This window comes from Planococcus sp. MSAK28401, assembly GCF_018283455.1.
Classification (GTDB): domain Bacteria; phylum Bacillota; class Bacilli; order Bacillales_A; family Planococcaceae; genus Planococcus; species Planococcus alpniumensis.
On sequence record NZ_JAAMTH010000010.1, the window covers coordinates 1 to 17,183 of the forward strand.

The window sequence follows — 17,183 nt, forward strand, 5'->3', positions numbered from 1 at the left end:
ATGGTCAAGTCCAGATCGAGGTCTAAAGAAACCATGATCATAAGTGGAAATCGCTCAAACCTTAGATTTGTTAGCGATCTGCTCATTACGTTATTTTTTTGGGGATATACGATTATCGTGATGATTTTCATTTTATCAGCTACTACTGGAATTAGTAATGGTGTAACAAGAACACTGAACACGACATTCAAAACAACAAATAGCGAAGTTCAAGCAGTCATTGGGTTTGGATTCACCATGTTTATTGTCATTTATTTACTGCTATTTACCAATCATCTCTACAATAAGAAACGGTTTGGCCAATTGACTCGTCGAACTTACCCCAAAATGGTAACTGAACGTGATCTACTCTCATTGCAATTAATGAGTGTCGAAAATATTGAAAAACTCCAGAGTAACTATATGGTTTTTGAAAGAAATCCAATAATTTCATTAGAAGAGGAAAAGCAGCATGAAGAAAGCCATTAAACTAATCGTTGTTCTAGCTTTGATATATACATTTTTTCTGTTTAAGGATGATATTCGAGAAGAAGTATTTACAGTAGATGAGTCCGCAATGTCTTTTCCAGAAGAGCTTAAAAAAGAGAGTTGCTTGGGGTTAAACTATCACCGTGTATTAGAAGATACTGTTCCCAATCGAATCAGCAGGTGGCTATTAAACTCTGATGAATTGGTTAAGTACAGTGTATTAACTACAGAGTTTGAAGAACAATTGACATCATTAGCTGATGCAGGAGCTGTTTTCTTGTCAGAAGACGAATTACTGCAAGCGAAGGAATCAGGAAACTTCCCGTCAAAATGTGTGTGGGTTTCTTTTGACGACATTGATTACTCGGTTTACCAAAATGCCTTTCCAATTTTGAAAAAAGCAGAGGTTCCATTTACCATGTTTGTTATCGCAGGACGTGTGGGAGATGAAGATTTCAGTAACTTAAAAATGGCTACATGGGATCAAATAAGAGAAATGGAAAGCAGTGGACTTGCCAGCGTTGGATCTCACACATATAAAATGCATCGATTTGAAAACGAAACCCCCATATTTCTGGTCCCAGAAAATAGAGGGGAATTTAAAAGCGATTTGAAAAAAAGTATTGAAGTTATTGAAAAAGAGCTTGAAATAACCGTGCGCAGCTTTGCTTATCCATACGGGAATACTGATGACTTTACGGCTCAGGCACTACGGGATCAAGGGCTAGAAGCAGGATATATATTAGCACCGCAAACAATAGTGCCGACAGATGATAATTTTTACATCAATCGTGTACTTGTTAACGATGCCACACATCGCAAAGTCATCCTTCCTTTCATTGAAAGTCAGTAAGATTCAGAAAAGATCATCAGAGGGTAGTGCATTTAAAAGTTAAGTTTAAATACTAACTTTGAAGGTGCACTACCCTCTTGGCGTTCTTGTTCTTTTTCACCCTTGTACTACACAAGAAAACATCCTGATCAAAGAAAATCTGGCCATTAGACTCGAAATTTTTTACTTGGTTTGACTTGAATTGATCCTTTCTACTATTAAATTCATGGTGACTTCCGATAAGGGGTCATATGTTAACTAATATGTGACGCATTTATCAGCTCTTTTATATGAGCTGTTATCAATAAAATATAGTGAAACTCAGTTCTTGCTTATCTTTAACAAGAACGTAAGTAGCGATATTCACATCTATAATACATTGGCTGTTTTCTTCGAGTTTGTATTAAACAAATGACCTAAATTCCCTGTGAGCAAATCTCTCAGTTCTTTATGACTTTCTTCATTCAGTGAATCTGTTTGCTTTGGAAGAACCACAGCATCCGTATCCGTGTGATACAGGAAAAATCGGTGCTCGTCTTCTCCTACCTTCTGAAATGCACTCCAGTTCAATTGAGTCTTTCCTTCAAGTTGGCTGTTGTGAACATGCAGCTCGATGCCTTCAGGAGTCAGTTTTGTGAGGCACTCCTTTGGCCACCCGTTGTTTTTTAATCGATTAAAAGCTATCTTAAATCGCCAAACCTGTATTTTAAAGTATAAGTCTCGGACGAATGGCAGGAGAATCAAAGCCAAAAGGATGCCTCCTCCTATAGAGACTGGAACAATTAAATCAGGAGAGACATTTCCCGGCAAGATATTCAGCAAGAAGGAGCTAAAAGCAAAATAGGAAAACAACATTAAGACAACAAAAGCTAGTTTGCCTCTATTAATATGGTACTCATTAGTACGAAAATAATTTTTCTGGAGCGCGAATAAATCATCGACTGTTAACTGATAGTTTAAAATCAAAAGATGCACCTCATTATAGTTTTTAAAAGTAAATGTTCCAATTGTCTGTACCTGGAATACCAACATATTTCTACGACATATCTCTACACATTTTTTCTTCTATTACTTGTCTTCCTCTGTGATTAAGGAAGTCATTTTTTGTAGCCTGGTATACCCCTCTTCTATTAATTCCTGCCTTGCATCCATATCTTCTGTTTTTTGAGCTGACGCAAGAACTTCGATCGTTTCTGAAGTCCACTTCTTCAACGGTTCAAACTCCGTCGCTTCTTTTACTTGTTCGAGCCTAGAAATGGGCTGCTGAAATTGATTGGGATCGTTTGTTATGGTCATACTTTCCAAGTCAGGAATCCCCGAAGCGTCATTTAACCACCCCATAATGACGCCTATTTTCTGTCCTTCAGATGGTTCATTTACTTCTCCGTTATTCCACACTCGAGAAACCATCGCCTTTGTGTCTCGGTCAAATGTATATCCATTCTCGTAACTAATCCCATTTATTGCATCACTTTTAGGTAATCGACCTTCCTGGGGAAGTTCATAGTCCTCAAAGTACGTTTTAATCTCTCTATATGGCGACTCTAGAGTTTCTTCTTCCTTTTGACTATCATCACCTGCAGCTACTTCTGGATTACTGGCTTCGGGTAACGGTTGCTCCACTGTACTTTCTGTCGTATGCGGAACCTTATCTTCAATTTGTGCTTTTAATAGATAGCCTCCAATTAACAAAAGGATGGCTAGAAAAGCGACGCTTAGACTCCGAGGAATCCACTCAGCTTTCTCTTTTCGTTGAGGTGGCTCATTAATCTTTTTTAAAATATCTTGTTTTTGTTTCCCAGTGAATTGTTGATCTTTGAAGACACTTCTATCCATCGCCTCGCGATACTCAGTCAATCTATCCTTCATATACATCACCTCTTTTGATAGTCTCTCCCAGTAGCTTCCGGCCTCTTCGCAAACGAGTTTTCAAGGTGTTCTGATTAATTTTTAACAGAGCTTCCATCTCAGGTATCGACAAATCTTCGTAGTAATGAAGATGAATGGTTTCACGATATTTAATCGGAAGAGACAATACGGAATTTGCCAGTTCCTCATCTCCTTCTCTTTGAAGTGACGCCAGGTCTGGTGCAGGTTCCTTCGTGTGCATGTACTGGAACAACTGAGTATTCAGGACAACTCGCTTGACCCAAGAACTTTTGAGGACATCTTTACTGCGATTAATGGTGATTCTATAAATCCATGCCTTATAGGAGTTGATTTCTTCGTATGTATCGTATTGTTGGTAACAGGTCAGAAATACATCTTGGACAACTTCCTGTGACCTTCCCCAATCCTTCAAATAACTATAGGCTAGCTTTGTTAGACGATCGCCATATTGATCCATTAGATTTTCTAACCAGGCTTCTTTTTGAATTTTTAAAGGCATATTGTTTTCGTCGGTCAATGTGCTGCCCCCCTTCTATCTTTACATAGTATTTTAATCCAAGGTGAAATGAGCTGTCCCTAAGACGAGTCTCACTGCTCTATGGTTTCAAAATCGGAACTTTGTATCGCGTATCTCTATAATCTTGAAATAGCATATGTGAAATACTCCGAATACTACGGGTCAAAAGAGAAGTGACAACCGTCTAATTACTATAGAAAGGAGTTGAGTCTTGATGCCTTGGCCGGATAACGCTGATACAAATGGCGAACCTTACGATCATGAAAAAGTAATCGCCCAATTGATGGAGGATTATGGACTAGAATTAAAGCGAATTGCTTACCTATACATAAACGATTTAACTGAATGTGATGATATCATCCAAGAAGTCTTCATTAGCTGCTATCACCAGTTGGAAAATTTTCGATTTGAATCCAACATCAAAACTTGGCTAATTCGAATCACTATTAATAAATGCAAAGACTACCACAGGTTATGGCGGGTTAAGAAACTGATTTATAGCCCATTCTCCTCCTCGGAGAAGAACGATGCTTCAGCTGAGGAGCATTATCTTGAAGAAGAAACCTCCTCTGAAATTCTTTCAAAAATTTCCATGTTATCGCCTAAGTATAAAGAAGTGTTGATTCTGTACTATTACCAAGAAATGACCATGCAGGAAATCAGCGATGTATTGTCTATTGGTATTAATACTGTTAAATCTCGACTATTGAGAGGCAAACGCACGCTTCAAACGCAACTAGAAAGGATGATTGATCATGGACAAATTTGATCGTGAGATACGAAGCAAAATCAATCGAGATTTAGAAAAAGAAGTTCATTTCTCATCGGCTGAACGAATCAAAATTCAGCGACGTATTCGTGAACATAGAAACAAAAAGCTTTCCTTTAATCCTATTTATTGGACAGTTCTCGTTTCAGCTGTTGGGCTTATGATGGTGTTTGGACTTATCTATATGGGTGATCGCTCACCTGCCCCCACTACCAATTTTCCTGCCATAGCTGCTGATGAAGAAGAGAAACAAACTACTTCTGCAGTGGTTCCTAAAAAACCCGAGAGTGCATTGCCCGAAGAGCGAGAATGGACCAAAGAGGACGCAGCAAACCCCAAGAGTGGTATGTACCAAATGGAAGTTTCCGAGTTTGCTAATGTAGCAGAGTACTTAACTGTTACGACGGAACATTGGCATAATGGCGATGATAGCGGAGATCCAGAAATAGACCGAAAAATTTCGATTGCCTTTACTACAATCAGTTACCTCAATTATTACGAAAAGGAACTCCAGGAGTTTGAGGCAACAGCGATAGCTGACGAACTCCAGCGGAATGCGCTTGACATTAGCATGCACTATGGCGAACTAACTGATGAAGAACTACGAGTAGCCTTCCATGAATTTGAAGAACAGTTAGCTGATCTCAATGACGTGATACAATAAAATATGGTAAAAGAAATGAACATCCATAAAAAATGGTTTATACTCTTACGACCGATATTCTTGTGCAGAGATTGAAAAATTACTCGATCACAAAGTCGGCCATGTGCGGATCTAAAAAGAGATAAGGATACTAAAGGAGTGGAACGATGCAGATTCAATATCAATTGACATATGACGATGTGTTAACTTTTCAAGAATACGAAACACGCTATTCTACTCGTCACAAAATAAGAGGAAGGCTGTTTCACTTTTTAATCGTTTTGTTTGTCTTTCTGTTAGTTGTTTGGCTAATGATTCAACTAACGCCCGTCCTTTTTCAGTTTGAAAATCGGTCTACTTACTATATTTTGACCTTTGGTTCGGCTGCATTGATCGCTTTGATTTCAGCTCCATTTCTAAAGAAAATCTATGTACCGGTGATTCTATGGCAATATAAGCAACTCTTTAAAAAAACAAAAGACAGAAGATGGCCAAGACCGATTGCAATCATCTTGAAATCTAAAGGACTGAATGTAAAGTCTGTTCACAATGGTATCAAAGAAGACATTGATGTTTCGTGGGAATCCGTTCAAAAAGTAAGAGATTATGGAGATTTGTACTTCCTCTATATACAAAAAAGAGAAGCCCTCATCATTCCCCAAAAAGCTGAGACGATCACCACTGAGCAGCAGGAGAAACTGCGTGAGTTGCTAAAGCAACATTTCTCCAATATTAACTAAGTACATAATTCATCAGCTACAAGCTCTCGGTATTAGGGACTCGTAGCTGTTTTTTTATCTGTATCGTTCTTCTTTCTTTTTTACAACACTACTAATAATTTCATGAAATACAAATTCATGAAAGTAGATTATTTGGACAAGAAATGGAATATCCTGTGCTACAATAATGGGGATAAATAGGAGGTATTTAATGAAGAAAATTATGGTTGGTATTTTTATTGCTATATTCTCTGCCTTAGTACTGTTCATCACTTGGATTAATCTAGTACCGGAAGACAATGTTTCGACAGAGAAAACGACGGAGGAAGTAACTACTGAAGGAAATGCAAAAGAATATATAGCAATCGCTCAGAATCATTGGAATGGTAGTGCACTTGATGAAGAGAATATTGAAAAGGAAACTACTTTTATTGCACTCAATTCGATTGATGTTAGTGAAATGAAGGATTTAGGAGTGTCCACAGAATTTTCTGAACTTCAAGAAGTAGCTGGCATCATTAGCGGTGATTTCGGAAGACTTACAGATGAAGAAAAGCAAATTCACTATAAAGAATTCGAAGATATACTAAATGAAATCCACAACACGATTAATTAAAATAAAGGCCGTTGAATATAGGAATGGATTCCTACTAGGTTAGAAAAAAACTTTTTATCTTTTTAATGGAAACTCACAAACGGAAAGGGATAAAAGATGTTTCTCGATTAGCATCTTCTATCCCTTTATATTTTTGCAGCTTCCGATAAATTGATGATATGTAAACTAAATATTAGAAAAGTCTTTTCTTTCTACCCCATTTACACAAGATATTTTACGCTCTCCAAATATACTTTTTCTCTAAAAGCAATAAATAGAAAAAGCAAGAAAATTGGTTGAAACTTAACTTTTCTTGCTCTTTCTATTATGTAATTTTTAGTGTAATCAGGACACATAAACTAGATTAAGAACGGGTAAAACAACATTACTTTATTTCAGAGATTTTTGTACAAATAGTAATGCGTGAAACCTTTCGGAAAATCTTTCAATTCTCCAAAAACCTTAAATCCTAATTTCTTATAAAAATCAGGCGCTTGGAAGCTGAAGGTTTCCAGTCTCATCAACCGGCATTGTTGACCGCGTGCATACGCTTCAGCCGTCTCCAGTAATTCCTGACCTTTTCCCATACCACGCAGGGAATCATCCACCCACAGGAGATCCACGAAAAAGCATTCCCAGTCTGTATGGCCGACGAGCCCTCCAAGGATATCACCTTGTTCATCCTTCAACACAAAGCTCATTTTCTCTTCTTCGGTATACGCGACTTTCGATTTGTTGTGCCTGACCAAATTGTATCGGATAAATCCGGCTTCCTCTTCATCATATCCGACGTGCATGCGGATGTTCGTCATTATCACCACTCCTTGTTTACTCCATTAAAACATCTTTAGCTTAACGCTATGGTGGTCAAACACGTTGGCTCACCACTGAATGTAGAGAATTGAAGTTCTCCGATTTTATCGTCTGCTTCGATTTCAACCGTATAGGTTTGATCCCGCGGTAGCCACAAATCGATGAATCCATTCGCTGGTGTTGTCATCAGCTTGTCTACATGGACTTCTCCTTGTTCATCCGTCACGGTGATTTTCATTTCTTTTTCCGCTAGCTCCCCTTGGCATCCCGTTAAGCTATGGATTTCGCATGGATGCGTATACGTTTCATACGGGGCAATCGAGACAAAGAACTCTTCTTCCGGCAATGGATAAATCGTTGTTTTTCCCTCGTCTTCCACCTTCAGTTCTCGATCGTCAATCGAAGCTGCACTGACTTCATCACTTCCGCTCAAATCAGCTACCAACTCTTTTACTTCTGTTTCATTCAACGTGGAGTCGTCTGTACATCCGGCTAAGAAGCCCAATAAAGCCACCATCAATACTATGAATGGCACTCTCATATAATCTCTCCTCTCTTCCCTACTATATCAAAGCCCTAGCCTGCCTGAGGGACCGAATTCGTACGACTTTATGAACCTACTTTTTCACCTATGTTTCCATAAAAAAGAAGAAGCGCAGCACCAACTTCATTTAAAGCTCCTTCTCTTGATGAGTCTTAAAATGTAAAATATACACTTCACGATTCCGTCTCTAAAACCTTATAGAATTGTCTTTTGAATGTATCATTTGTTTTATTGAGTTTAATTTCGCTTCGTCTTCTGATTAAGTCAATGAAATGAAGAAACTGAATGTAACTTAATTAGGATTAAGTTACATTCAAAATAAAGAAGAAACTTTCACTGAATTCCTCTTTTTTGAAAAAATGAAACTTTAAAGAAAGTAGATTAGTATAGTTAGTATAACTAATTGAACAGTAAGGGAGGCGACTTCATGTATGGTGTTGAATCTTCTTTTTCATTAGCTTTACTTCTCATAGTTGCTATTTTCCTCATTATGTTAGCCTTATTTAATGCCATCATGCGAAAGTGGTTAAGAGTCGAAAAACCAAAAGCATTCTCCAATAACCATGTAAATGATAAGCACAAGAAAATCGATTGGAGCATCCGAATTTTCGGTATCACTATGATGGTAGTAGGATTTTTTATTAATGTGACGAGGCTTCCTCAAGAACCTTATTTGCTCCTAGAACCATGGTTTTTGTTGTTGGTATTCCTCTTTGCCACCGAAATCGTAAGAGCAATCATGGAGCGCAAATATGCGAAGAATCCTAATGCCTATCTTTATACAATCAGCCAACTGGTTTTTCTACTTGTATTTCTCATTTCATTATTTACAACTGATTTTTTTGGTTTTTTATAATCAATATAACTAGCCCTTCTACTGGAATGCGAATGTAACTTAATTGCTATTAAGTTACATTCAAAATTAGCTGAGTTCGCGTTTTGTTTTATTCAACTTGTCATTCAATCTAACTAGTTGATTGATAATGACAATAAGCAAAATTGCTATGACAATTGCAAATGCATAGAGCACCACTTCATCACTATCGCTCACCGTGAAAATAAAAAGAGTCAAAATCGCATAAAATCCGATAATAGATAATAAGACAGTAATTAAACCGTTTAAGATATATTTCATCTCAATTCCCTCTTCCTATACTTTTTGCGGATCCGAATGTAACTTAATTCACAATAAGTTACATTCATTTTATTTTATCCGCCGAATTGAAAACCAAATAAGATTAATAGAAATAAGGCGATTAAAACAATGCTCAAGATTAACGTTGAGAGTGGTATGAGTTTTTCTTTTTTACTCTCTTTAAGAGTTCCCACAATCCCAATTATTACTCCCAATGGAGCTAAAAACGGAGTGTATTTTAGGATTAGAGTCAGCGCTCCCAGGAAATTTTCAAACATCATAATTAATGCCCAACCTGCTTCAATTGTAAGCAGAACTAAAATTACAAAAGATAACTTTCCCCATATTGTTTGTGGCATGAAACCACTCCTTCCTCTTTACATTTTAATCAAATGAAACTCAAAATCCAGGAAATGAATGTAACTTAACTGCACTTAAGTTACATTCGAATACCTACTAATACTGATGTACAGTGCCCTTGGTATTCTTTGATTTTTAGTTGTGTAAAGGTAGTTTTTGATTTGTTCCATTTGAATTTTTTAAGGCTCGCTTATCCCCATTGCAAGTAACAGCAGAAAGGCGAATATTAATGGAATCAAATTCACACCAACACCTAAAATCGTCCAAAGCATTTGTTTAGATAATGCTGCAAATAATAGACCAATAACCGAAAGGGCACTCAATATTATTATGGTTATATATATATCTCCATCTGGTCCTCTCATTATAAAGAATGCAGTGATACTAATAACAAACATCAATAGAGATAACAAACCAAACTTGTTCATTCTATTCCCCCTCTAATTTGTTTTATAAGCCCACTTCACATGAACCTTCAAGCCAGTGTCCTATATATATTGTACCAAAATATCCCAATATCTCCTGACTTTTTATTATGATGTATTAAAATTAAAAACCGTTCGTAAAAGTACACTTTTGCGAACATATCAGGAAAAATGCATCTCTAAGCGGATATATTTCTCCCTCCTCTACTTTATTAACACACTATATCGTCGCTAAAAAAAGAGAAGTTCTCCTTTTGGTTTCGACAGCATGAATTGTAACGGTTTTTGAAATTTATAATATAAATATGTTACAACATAGGGAAGAGGTGAGTACCGATGGAACTTTATCAATATCTATTAGATGAATACGGATACGATGAACCTATTCTTACTGAGCAACTAAAAGAGAAGCTCCAGCTGAATCCAAGTACACTCAGGCAGTATATCAAGCGCCTTTCTGACAAAGGGCTGCTTGCGAAAGTCCAGAACGGCATCTATTTCATCCCAAAAAAGAAACCGATGTTTGGCTCGGCTGTGCTTGATACAGACCAGATTGTGCGAAAGAAATTTATAGAGGATCGAGATCGTATTATCGGTTACAAGTCAGGTACCAATTTTGCCAATGCTTTGGGTCTGACTTCCCAAACAGCAGCGGTTGCGACCATCGTGACGAATAATGCATCCGCAGCCAAGCGGGAAGTGAGCGTCTACAAAAAAAGATTCATTATCCGAAAATCAAGAGCAAACGTGAATAAATCCAACTACAAGCTTCTTCAAGTGCTCGACCTGTTGAATAATTATGAGCAGTACAGTGAAAAACCGCTTGAAGTGGCAAAAGAGAAAATCCTGTCCTATCTAGAGGGCGTGTCGTTGAATGAACAGGAAGTGAAGGGATATCTCGATGCGTACCCGATAAAAACAAAACTGAGAGTATATGAATTGGGGTTATTAGATGCGATTGCACGAAGAGAACGAGTTGTTTAATGAGTTAGTCCGGTCGGCAGCTGCAGCGTATGGGCTGCAAAATTTCCAGATCGAAAAGGATTATTACGTATCGCTGCTTCTGAAGCAGCTGGTCTCTAACTTCCCTGGCATTGTATTTAAGGGTGGGACTTCCCTCTCAAAATGCTACGATGTCATCAAGCGCTTTTCAGAGGACTTGGATCTCAGCGTTCCTCTTGGGGAAAGCAACAAGCTGCCAAGAAGCGAAAAAAAGAAATTGAAGACAGCGATTGAATCAGTGATTGAGGACCTCGGCTTTGCATTACTCAATCCGGAAAAAATTCGATCAGGCCGAGAGTTCAATGAGTATGAAATTGGATATCGAAAAGAATTTGAAGGTGATAGCGAGATGTCCCCTCACATCCTGGTGGAAACGAACGTCGCTTACAGGCCATTCCCCTTCGAACAGCTTGAGGTAAGTAATTACATCACAAAGTTTGTCATAGCTGCAGAAGGAGACGAAGCAGAAAAAGAACAGTTTATGGACGAATATGAAATGAGACCTTTTGAGGCTAATGTGCAGACAATTGACCGGACGTTTCTTGATAAAATCTTTGCCATCTGTGATTATTATGAAAAAAAAGAAAGTACTCGCTATTCGAGACACCTGTATGATCTTCATATGATTGAGAGAAGTGGGTTTGTCGATCCAGAAGGATTGAAAATGCTGATTCCTGAAGTGATCGAGATTCGGAGGGATGGTCGGGACACGGCTTCCTGTCAGCTAGGCTATGAACTAAAAAAGACATTGAAGGAAATCATTCAGACGGATTTTTATAAGCAGGACTATAACCGAAACACAAAAACGTTCCTGGCAGAAGACGTGTCTTATGAAGAAACTATCGATAGCTTGAAAAAAATTAGTGACAGTAGCTTTTTACCAAATGTCATCAAAATATAAACGCCTAACCAGCTAACTGGTTGGGCGTTTTTGTAGAAACCATAAAAGCTCTGTTTTTTTAAAATTATCGAAAAAACTGGAGTTGCTTCTTCTTTACAATCTTCAGTGAATCATTCGGTTTCATTAATAGGTGGTTCTGCTTCCGATAATCCGGCAATATGTAACTTGGGTACCTAATCAGAACTCTCTTCTCTTCCATTTACACAAGATATTTTACGCTCTCTAAAATAAGTGTTATTGCCTTTAAAAGATGTAACCTTTGTTTCTAGTGACTTAATAAAGACAAAAAAGTCTGTTGACACTTCTTCATGCGGGTACATATTAAAAAATCTCTAGGTTGCCATTTCTGCTTATTATAATTTTTTATATCGACTATGTATTCCTAGTCTTAGACAGTTCCAGAAGCTTAACCTTCATTTATCTCTTTTGTTGCACTCCATTGTGCTTTAAAATGATTTTTAATTTCCTGTTTTAAAGTATTTAATTCTATCGGAATAATCATAGAAGCCTTATCTCCAATTGAATTGATAGAGCCACCTAGTAGAAATACCATTTTCTCGTCTATGATAATAAAGCGGTCATGATTTTTCTTACTAGCTTTCACCTCAATTTTGCCACGTTCTTTTTTAATTTTAGAATAAACAATACCTGCGTCTCCTAAAACTCTTTCCGTGATTAACTGTACTTGTATATCAGCGTTTAACTCACCAATTAGATGGTAGATAGTTTTATCAAAGTATGGATCAATGATTTGAATTTTCTTCTTTGCTTGTAACAGTATTTCTTTAATAAGACTATACGCTTTAAACGAATTATTAGACTCCCAAAAAATCGGTTGCAAACCCATGTCGGGATTTAACTTATTCCATAATTTATCAAATTGCTCCTTATCAAATGATTCCCATTTAGGATTTTTAAATCCTTTTTCAATCAATACCTTCTCACATGGCACACGTCCAACCCCGAATGAAACGTCAATGAAATAGATATGTGCAACGTGTTCAATTAAATCAAATCCATATCGTTTCAAGTATTCAGATTCGATTATAGCTATTACCTGCTCAGTTAGATTCATGATGCTATTATTGCCATAAGAATGCTTCATTAATAAATAAGGTTGTTCATTTAAAATGCCAAAACGAAATGTAACATATATATTTTTAATGCTTAATTCGTCTTCAATTACCATAGACTTTTCGCTAAATAGGCGTCGCCTCGATTCTGAACTAATGCCTTCTTTTAATTTATACAAATTGCTAAAGATATAATGTTTATTCCTCTTATCTAAATGGCAATGCGTCATAGCTCTTGATAAATAATCCAATCGTTGGATTAGTTCCGCTTTACTGAACTGCTCAATTAAATCGTCGCCGCCATTATATATATTATTTATAGCCATTACAATCTCTTCAAATTCTGCTTGAGTAATGCTTTCATACTTCTTCTGCTCTATTTTTTCAAAGAATGAATCAATATCGTAGGATTTAGTTTCATACGGATTAAACAATGCTACACACCTTTCGTAGAAATCTTTATTATTAGTTACTAAAATAACACGACAATGGAATTCCATACGTCTCTTTTAAGTAGGTATCTGTCGCCAAGATCAATTGCTTCATCGAATCCGTCATTTTGGAGATAGAAACACCTGGTTGCACTATTGAAATCTCTAAACTTGTTTCAAAGCCAGATTTAATCATCTTTTTTAACGTAAATAATGTTTCTAAATTTCCTTTTTCGAACCTTGTATCATCATAATCTTTTACTCTTGCTTTCTCCCTTTCAATCATCCTTTGAACTAGTACAATCGCATTATCACTCCACATAATGGATTTCTCTGTTTGTCCACACACTTCATATAAATCTGAAACGCGTCCTCCTGGCTGTAGTTCACTAGAATATTTACAATGATAAAAATGGAACTGGATTTTCCGATTTTCTTGATTCACTTTTATAGTTACTATATCCGCAATTTCCCCAGCTCCATCGTCATCAAATATTATATCTGATGAGGAGTCTACGATATTATGAATTGTAGCGTATTGGATAGAATCTTGTTTTCTATCCCTACCTTGAGATTCCGATTTGATATTTACGCCATACTTCCTCCAATCTATAACACATAATTTATCCCTTGATAAATCAATATTCCTTTTAGGCTTAATAACTGTCATAAGATTTTCTTGAATCACTACTACAGTTCCATCATCCTGCACAAAAGATATTTCAGGTGAATTTTCATACAAGTAATCCGTCATTACAATTGTTTTTTTACCTACAACTACTTTTAATTCATCGCCTTCAATTTGCTTGAAGTTATATCCACTAGCATGTATCTGCTGTTCAAAAATAAAAATACGTTCATTTAAAGCCATTTCAAATTTAAGATTACCGTTTACTAATTCGGGACTTCTAAGTTCCATCTCGAAGAAATGATATTCTCTATTTTCTTTTGATAATACTATTCTTTTATTTAAAGAATTATCCGTCTCAATGGTTTCAGGTAAAATGATTTTATATGGTACTCCTAACGGAAACTCTTTTATCTCTTCTAAAGTCAAAGAATTGTCTAAAATATTATTTGTACTAATAGTGTCATCTAAAACTTTTTCTCCAATATTTTTACACCATTTAGTCCAAAAATTTACTCTTTCTACCCATCTCATCCACACTTTTCCTTTATAGGAACAGCCAATACTAATTTTATTTCCATCCTTAAAACCATAACCAAACAGATTGGATTTAACAGATCCTGATGAGGTGGCTTCACTTATTCCAGTCTTTATGTCCGTGCCTGCAAACATTCTGAAGCTTATTCGTCCACTAGGTTGTTGTTTCAGTCCCAAAGTGCCTAACATTAATCTATTGATTCCATCTAAACTTCGATAAATTGAATCCCCCTTAACAGCCCAAGCATCTGGAAATACTTTTTCGATAAGTTTATTCCCTTTGCTGACATCAGAATCATTAAGATGAATTAAACCGCTTTCTTTATCAAAATATATTACATAAAATTCATAATCATACTGAATAATGTCTTTTTGATCCGACCAAACAACGTTATTTTCAACTTCTTCAATAAAAATATAAATATCGTCTACTTTATTAATAAATGCTTGAGTCCTAGTAGAATCTAACACTTCTTTCCAATTATCTAAATATATTTTTTTATTCCTATATCTAAACATTCGAGTACTAATTTTCATTTTTATCTGAGACAAATCAATTTCTTGTGCATGCCCTTTATCAAAATTACTAATAAACTCCCCTAACTTTACTTCTTCATTAATAGCATTAGATGAATGTAAAGTAAGCAATCTATTCCAATCAGAATCTTGTCTATACAACTCTTCAATTGATTCTTTTAAATCATCCATCGCCACATTTGTGACAAGCTTTGCATTCCCTAAATTTTTACTGCCAGTTCGTGCAAATCTTCCAATAAACTGAAGAGTAATCGGTAATGATTTGTATTTATCATGTATAGCTGCAATTTTGAGTGTCGGTATATCAATACCTTCTCCAAACATATCTACACAAACTACAATTTTTGCTATGCCCTCCTTTATCTTTTTCATAGAGAGTTCACGTTCAGCTTTCGGAATACCTGCATGAACTATTACAGGATTAAGGTTTATATATTTAGAATATATTTGTTCAAATAGCTCATCGGCTCGCTTACGTGTTTTAGTTCTAGCTAAAATTACATGTTCAAATCCTTTTTTAAAATCATCTTCTAAAAGACTAACTGCAATTTTAGCAATTTCTTCGTCTGATTTTTTTTCATCAAACTCTTGTATAGGATAAAAATCAATAGCTTTAAAATAACCTGCACTTTGTGCTAATCCTAATCCGTAATTGAAAATTATCTTACCATCAATCTTTTTCCCATCATTTCTAAATGGTGTTGCAGTAAATTGAAGAAGTTTCTTTTCCTTGAAATACTCTCTGACAACACTCCACTCAGGAGCCGCAATATGATGAGCTTCATCGAAAATTACGACATCTACTTTTTGAATTAATTTTTCCAAGATATCTGGTGGCATATTGTTAATCATTTTAGGCGTAGACACAATAATATTTGCTTCTATTATAGCTTTCAGTAATACGTCTTCTTTTTTTTCTTTTACTTTTGATTTATACATAAAAGTAGTTGGAAAAATGACTTTATCATTAATCATTTCTAATTTATCTAAAATCCCGAATTTACTTGCCCCATCAAATACTTGTTCCCTTAAAAGATTGGATGGCACTATGATCAAAGTTGATTCAATTCGCTCTGAAATAATTGTTGCATACATGGTTTCCGTTTTACCTGTACCAGTTGGTAAAACAATAGTGGCTGGAGAATTCGAAGTAGCCCAGTGCGCTCTAATAGCTGATAATGCTCCGAATTGTGGTAATCTTAGACCAACTTCATCATCATTTCTCTTAACCTTTTCACTATAAAACATTTTCCAACTTTGAATAATCTCTTGGTTATGAAATTTATTGCCTTTGTTATCAACTGTAAAGCTTAGTTTATTTCCACGATCTATTATTGATACTCTTTTCTTGTACATAGCAAAACACCTCTCATTCGATTTACATATACATATTTTAACATTTAAAAATTCAAATAATATACATCTATAAATTCAAATTTTTTTAACGTTCGTGAAGATGTGCTGTACAAACTAAAAAGACAAGAAACTCGAAAGTTTCTTGTCTGCCGATAATCTAATGATATGTAAACTAGTTAAACAGTTCATCTAAGCAATCAATTTATAAATAAACCTTTCTTTCAATCAGTTCACATTCATTAGCTTGAAATATTCGCTGCATGGGAACGTTATTTTGTCCGGTTGCGCCAATATAGTAAGTGGCGCCCATTTTTTTGAGAAGATGCAGTGAAAGTTTATGTAGATATTGACCCCAACCTTTGTTACGGAAAGATGGTATGAGTCCAAAATAAAACAGTCTGCCCTCATCAATAGTTCCCTGTTCAATTTGAGGCATTGTCACGCCTATTGGCTGATTTTCATAAAAAATAACCAGACAATTTTTTCTATAATCCGAGCCAAGTTCAGATTTCATCCCTTCAAATTCTTTTTCGACAGAAAGAGACGAAAAAGGAGTTGAAGCATTCAGCGAACCGACACTAGCCCCTGTCCAAGCCTTTATAAATACATCACTCGTTGTTTCTTCCAGTGATTTTATTTCAAGAGATGCTTTTATTTTCAGAACTTCGAAAGAAGCAAGTTCACGTTTGTAAAAGTATTGAGTTTCTTGTTTTTGATAACTGAACTCTTCAAGTAGACTCGTATATTGAGTATATCCAGCTTCTTTTTCATTAAGAACGATCGAAACAGAATGAATTTCCTTCTCTTCAATATATTCTTTCATTTCGTATAAGACCTCTTCAAAATGTTTTACAGAATCTATTTCTCCTACTTCTTCAATCACCAAGTAATTTGGTGTACCGTCAAGGATTTTTGCTCCCTTAGTAGTAAACATATATACACTCCCTACTATATTGAATTAAATTATTTATCGTGTAACGTTAGCAAAATGATACTTTCTTTTACTAT

20 protein-coding genes are annotated in these 17,183 nt (G+C 35.9%); 9 read left to right on the forward strand and 11 right to left on the reverse strand.

What is annotated here, in order from left to right; all coding sequences use genetic code 11:
- A partial coding sequence (locus tag G3255_RS19630; protein WP_211656286.1) for a hypothetical protein occupies nucleotides 1–468 on the forward strand: 468 nt, incomplete at its 5' end.
- The gene (locus G3255_RS19635; protein ID WP_211656287.1) at nucleotides 452–1,321 is read left to right on the forward strand and encodes a polysaccharide deacetylase family protein; all 870 of its coding nucleotides are present in this window, start codon (nucleotides 452–454) and stop codon (nucleotides 1,319–1,321) included. The genes G3255_RS19630 and G3255_RS19635, both read left to right, overlap by 17 nt.
- Before the next feature lie 348 nt (nucleotides 1,322–1,669).
- Here the strand turns inward: G3255_RS19635 and G3255_RS19640 are convergent, their stop codons facing one another.
- The 3 genes from G3255_RS19640 to G3255_RS19650 all read right to left on the reverse strand — a co-directional run bounded on the left by G3255_RS19640 (nucleotide 1,670) and on the right by G3255_RS19650 (nucleotide 3,707).
- Complete coding sequence (locus tag G3255_RS19640) at nucleotides 1,670–2,266, reverse strand: YcxB family protein (RefSeq protein ID WP_211656288.1); 597 nt, start codon at nucleotides 2,264–2,266, stop codon at nucleotides 1,670–1,672.
- 102 nt (nucleotides 2,267–2,368) lie between these two features.
- A complete protein-coding gene (locus tag G3255_RS19645) occupies nucleotides 2,369–3,169 on the reverse strand; it encodes a hypothetical protein (RefSeq protein WP_211656289.1) in 801 nt (266 codons plus the stop codon).
- Complete coding sequence (locus G3255_RS19650; RefSeq protein WP_249222423.1) at nucleotides 3,159–3,707, reverse strand: sigma-70 family RNA polymerase sigma factor; 549 nt, start codon at nucleotides 3,705–3,707, stop codon at nucleotides 3,159–3,161. The genes G3255_RS19645 and G3255_RS19650 overlap by 11 nt, the downstream gene beginning before the upstream one ends.
- A 214-nt stretch (nucleotides 3,708–3,921) precedes the next feature.
- Between G3255_RS19650 and G3255_RS19655 the strand changes: the two genes are divergently transcribed.
- The 4 genes from G3255_RS19655 to G3255_RS19670 all read left to right on the forward strand — a co-directional run bounded on the left by G3255_RS19655 (nucleotide 3,922) and on the right by G3255_RS19670 (nucleotide 6,454).
- The gene (locus G3255_RS19655) at nucleotides 3,922–4,476 is read left to right on the forward strand and encodes a sigma-70 family RNA polymerase sigma factor (RefSeq protein WP_211656290.1); all 555 of its coding nucleotides are present in this window, start codon (nucleotides 3,922–3,924) and stop codon (nucleotides 4,474–4,476) included.
- Entirely contained in the window at nucleotides 4,463–5,140 is a 678-nt protein-coding gene (locus G3255_RS19660; RefSeq protein WP_211656291.1) for a hypothetical protein, read from the forward strand. Before G3255_RS19655 ends, G3255_RS19660 begins: the two co-directional genes overlap by 14 nt.
- A 146-nt stretch (nucleotides 5,141–5,286) precedes the next feature.
- A complete protein-coding gene (locus G3255_RS19665) occupies nucleotides 5,287–5,859 on the forward strand; it encodes a YcxB family protein (RefSeq protein WP_211656292.1) in 573 nt (190 codons plus the stop codon).
- 190 nt (nucleotides 5,860–6,049) lie between these two features.
- Nucleotides 6,050–6,454, forward strand: a complete 405-nt coding sequence (locus G3255_RS19670; RefSeq protein ID WP_211656293.1) for a hypothetical protein — start codon at nucleotides 6,050–6,052, stop codon at nucleotides 6,452–6,454.
- A gap of 374 nt (nucleotides 6,455–6,828) precedes the next feature.
- Here G3255_RS19670 and G3255_RS19675 read toward each other — a convergent pair whose 3' ends face one another.
- The gene (locus G3255_RS19675) at nucleotides 6,829–7,245 is read right to left on the reverse strand and encodes a GNAT family N-acetyltransferase (RefSeq protein ID WP_211656294.1); all 417 of its coding nucleotides are present in this window, start codon (nucleotides 7,243–7,245) and stop codon (nucleotides 6,829–6,831) included.
- Nucleotides 7,246–7,280: 35 nt separating this feature from the next.
- A complete protein-coding gene (locus G3255_RS19680) occupies nucleotides 7,281–7,787 on the reverse strand; it encodes a CueP family metal-binding protein (RefSeq protein ID WP_211656295.1) in 507 nt (168 codons plus the stop codon).
- Nucleotides 7,788–8,217: 430 nt separating this feature from the next.
- On the opposite strand from G3255_RS19680, the gene G3255_RS19685 reads away from it, so the two are divergent.
- Nucleotides 8,218–8,646, forward strand: a complete 429-nt coding sequence (locus tag G3255_RS19685; protein ID WP_211656296.1) for a DUF4181 domain-containing protein — start codon at nucleotides 8,218–8,220, stop codon at nucleotides 8,644–8,646.
- A 66-nt stretch (nucleotides 8,647–8,712) separates the two neighbouring features.
- On the opposite strand, the gene G3255_RS19690 is transcribed toward G3255_RS19685, so the two are convergent.
- The 3 genes from G3255_RS19690 to G3255_RS19700 form a co-directional block, all read right to left on the reverse strand.
- Nucleotides 8,713–8,925, reverse strand: a complete 213-nt coding sequence (locus tag G3255_RS19690) for a hypothetical protein (protein WP_211656297.1) — start codon at nucleotides 8,923–8,925, stop codon at nucleotides 8,713–8,715.
- A gap of 74 nt (nucleotides 8,926–8,999) precedes the next feature.
- Nucleotides 9,000–9,284 (reverse strand): hypothetical protein, encoded by a 285-nt coding sequence (locus G3255_RS19695; RefSeq protein WP_211656298.1) that lies wholly within the window; start codon nucleotides 9,282–9,284, stop codon nucleotides 9,000–9,002.
- Between the two features lie 180 nt (nucleotides 9,285–9,464).
- Complete coding sequence (locus G3255_RS19700; protein ID WP_211656299.1) at nucleotides 9,465–9,713, reverse strand: hypothetical protein; 249 nt, start codon at nucleotides 9,711–9,713, stop codon at nucleotides 9,465–9,467.
- Nucleotides 9,714–10,046: 333 nt separating this feature from the next.
- Here G3255_RS19700 and G3255_RS19705 point away from each other — a divergent pair, with 333 nt between their 5' ends.
- Together G3255_RS19705 and G3255_RS19710 are read left to right on the forward strand one after the other, a co-directional pair.
- Nucleotides 10,047–10,694 (forward strand): DUF6088 family protein, encoded by a 648-nt coding sequence (locus G3255_RS19705; protein WP_211656300.1) that lies wholly within the window; start codon nucleotides 10,047–10,049, stop codon nucleotides 10,692–10,694.
- Nucleotides 10,663–11,613 (forward strand): nucleotidyl transferase AbiEii/AbiGii toxin family protein, encoded by a 951-nt coding sequence (locus G3255_RS19710; RefSeq protein WP_211656301.1) that lies wholly within the window; start codon nucleotides 10,663–10,665, stop codon nucleotides 11,611–11,613. Before G3255_RS19705 ends, G3255_RS19710 begins: the two co-directional genes overlap by 32 nt.
- A 406-nt stretch (nucleotides 11,614–12,019) precedes the next feature.
- Here the strand turns inward: G3255_RS19710 and G3255_RS19715 are convergent, their stop codons facing one another.
- From G3255_RS19715 to G3255_RS19725, 3 genes are all read right to left on the reverse strand, one after another.
- Nucleotides 12,020–13,120 carry a phospholipase D-like domain-containing protein gene (locus G3255_RS19715; protein WP_211656302.1) on the reverse strand — a complete coding sequence of 367 codons (1,101 nt, stop codon included), beginning with the start codon at nucleotides 13,118–13,120 and terminating at the stop codon, nucleotides 12,020–12,022.
- Nucleotides 13,121–13,151: 31 nt separating this feature from the next.
- On the reverse strand, nucleotides 13,152–16,175 hold the full coding sequence (locus G3255_RS19720; RefSeq protein WP_211656303.1) for a DEAD/DEAH box helicase: 3,024 nt from the start codon (nucleotides 16,173–16,175) through the stop codon (nucleotides 13,152–13,154).
- 202 nt (nucleotides 16,176–16,377) lie between these two features.
- Nucleotides 16,378–17,109 (reverse strand): GNAT family N-acetyltransferase, encoded by a 732-nt coding sequence (locus G3255_RS19725; RefSeq protein WP_211656304.1) that lies wholly within the window; start codon nucleotides 17,107–17,109, stop codon nucleotides 16,378–16,380.
- Nucleotides 17,110–17,183: the final 74 nt, after the last annotated feature.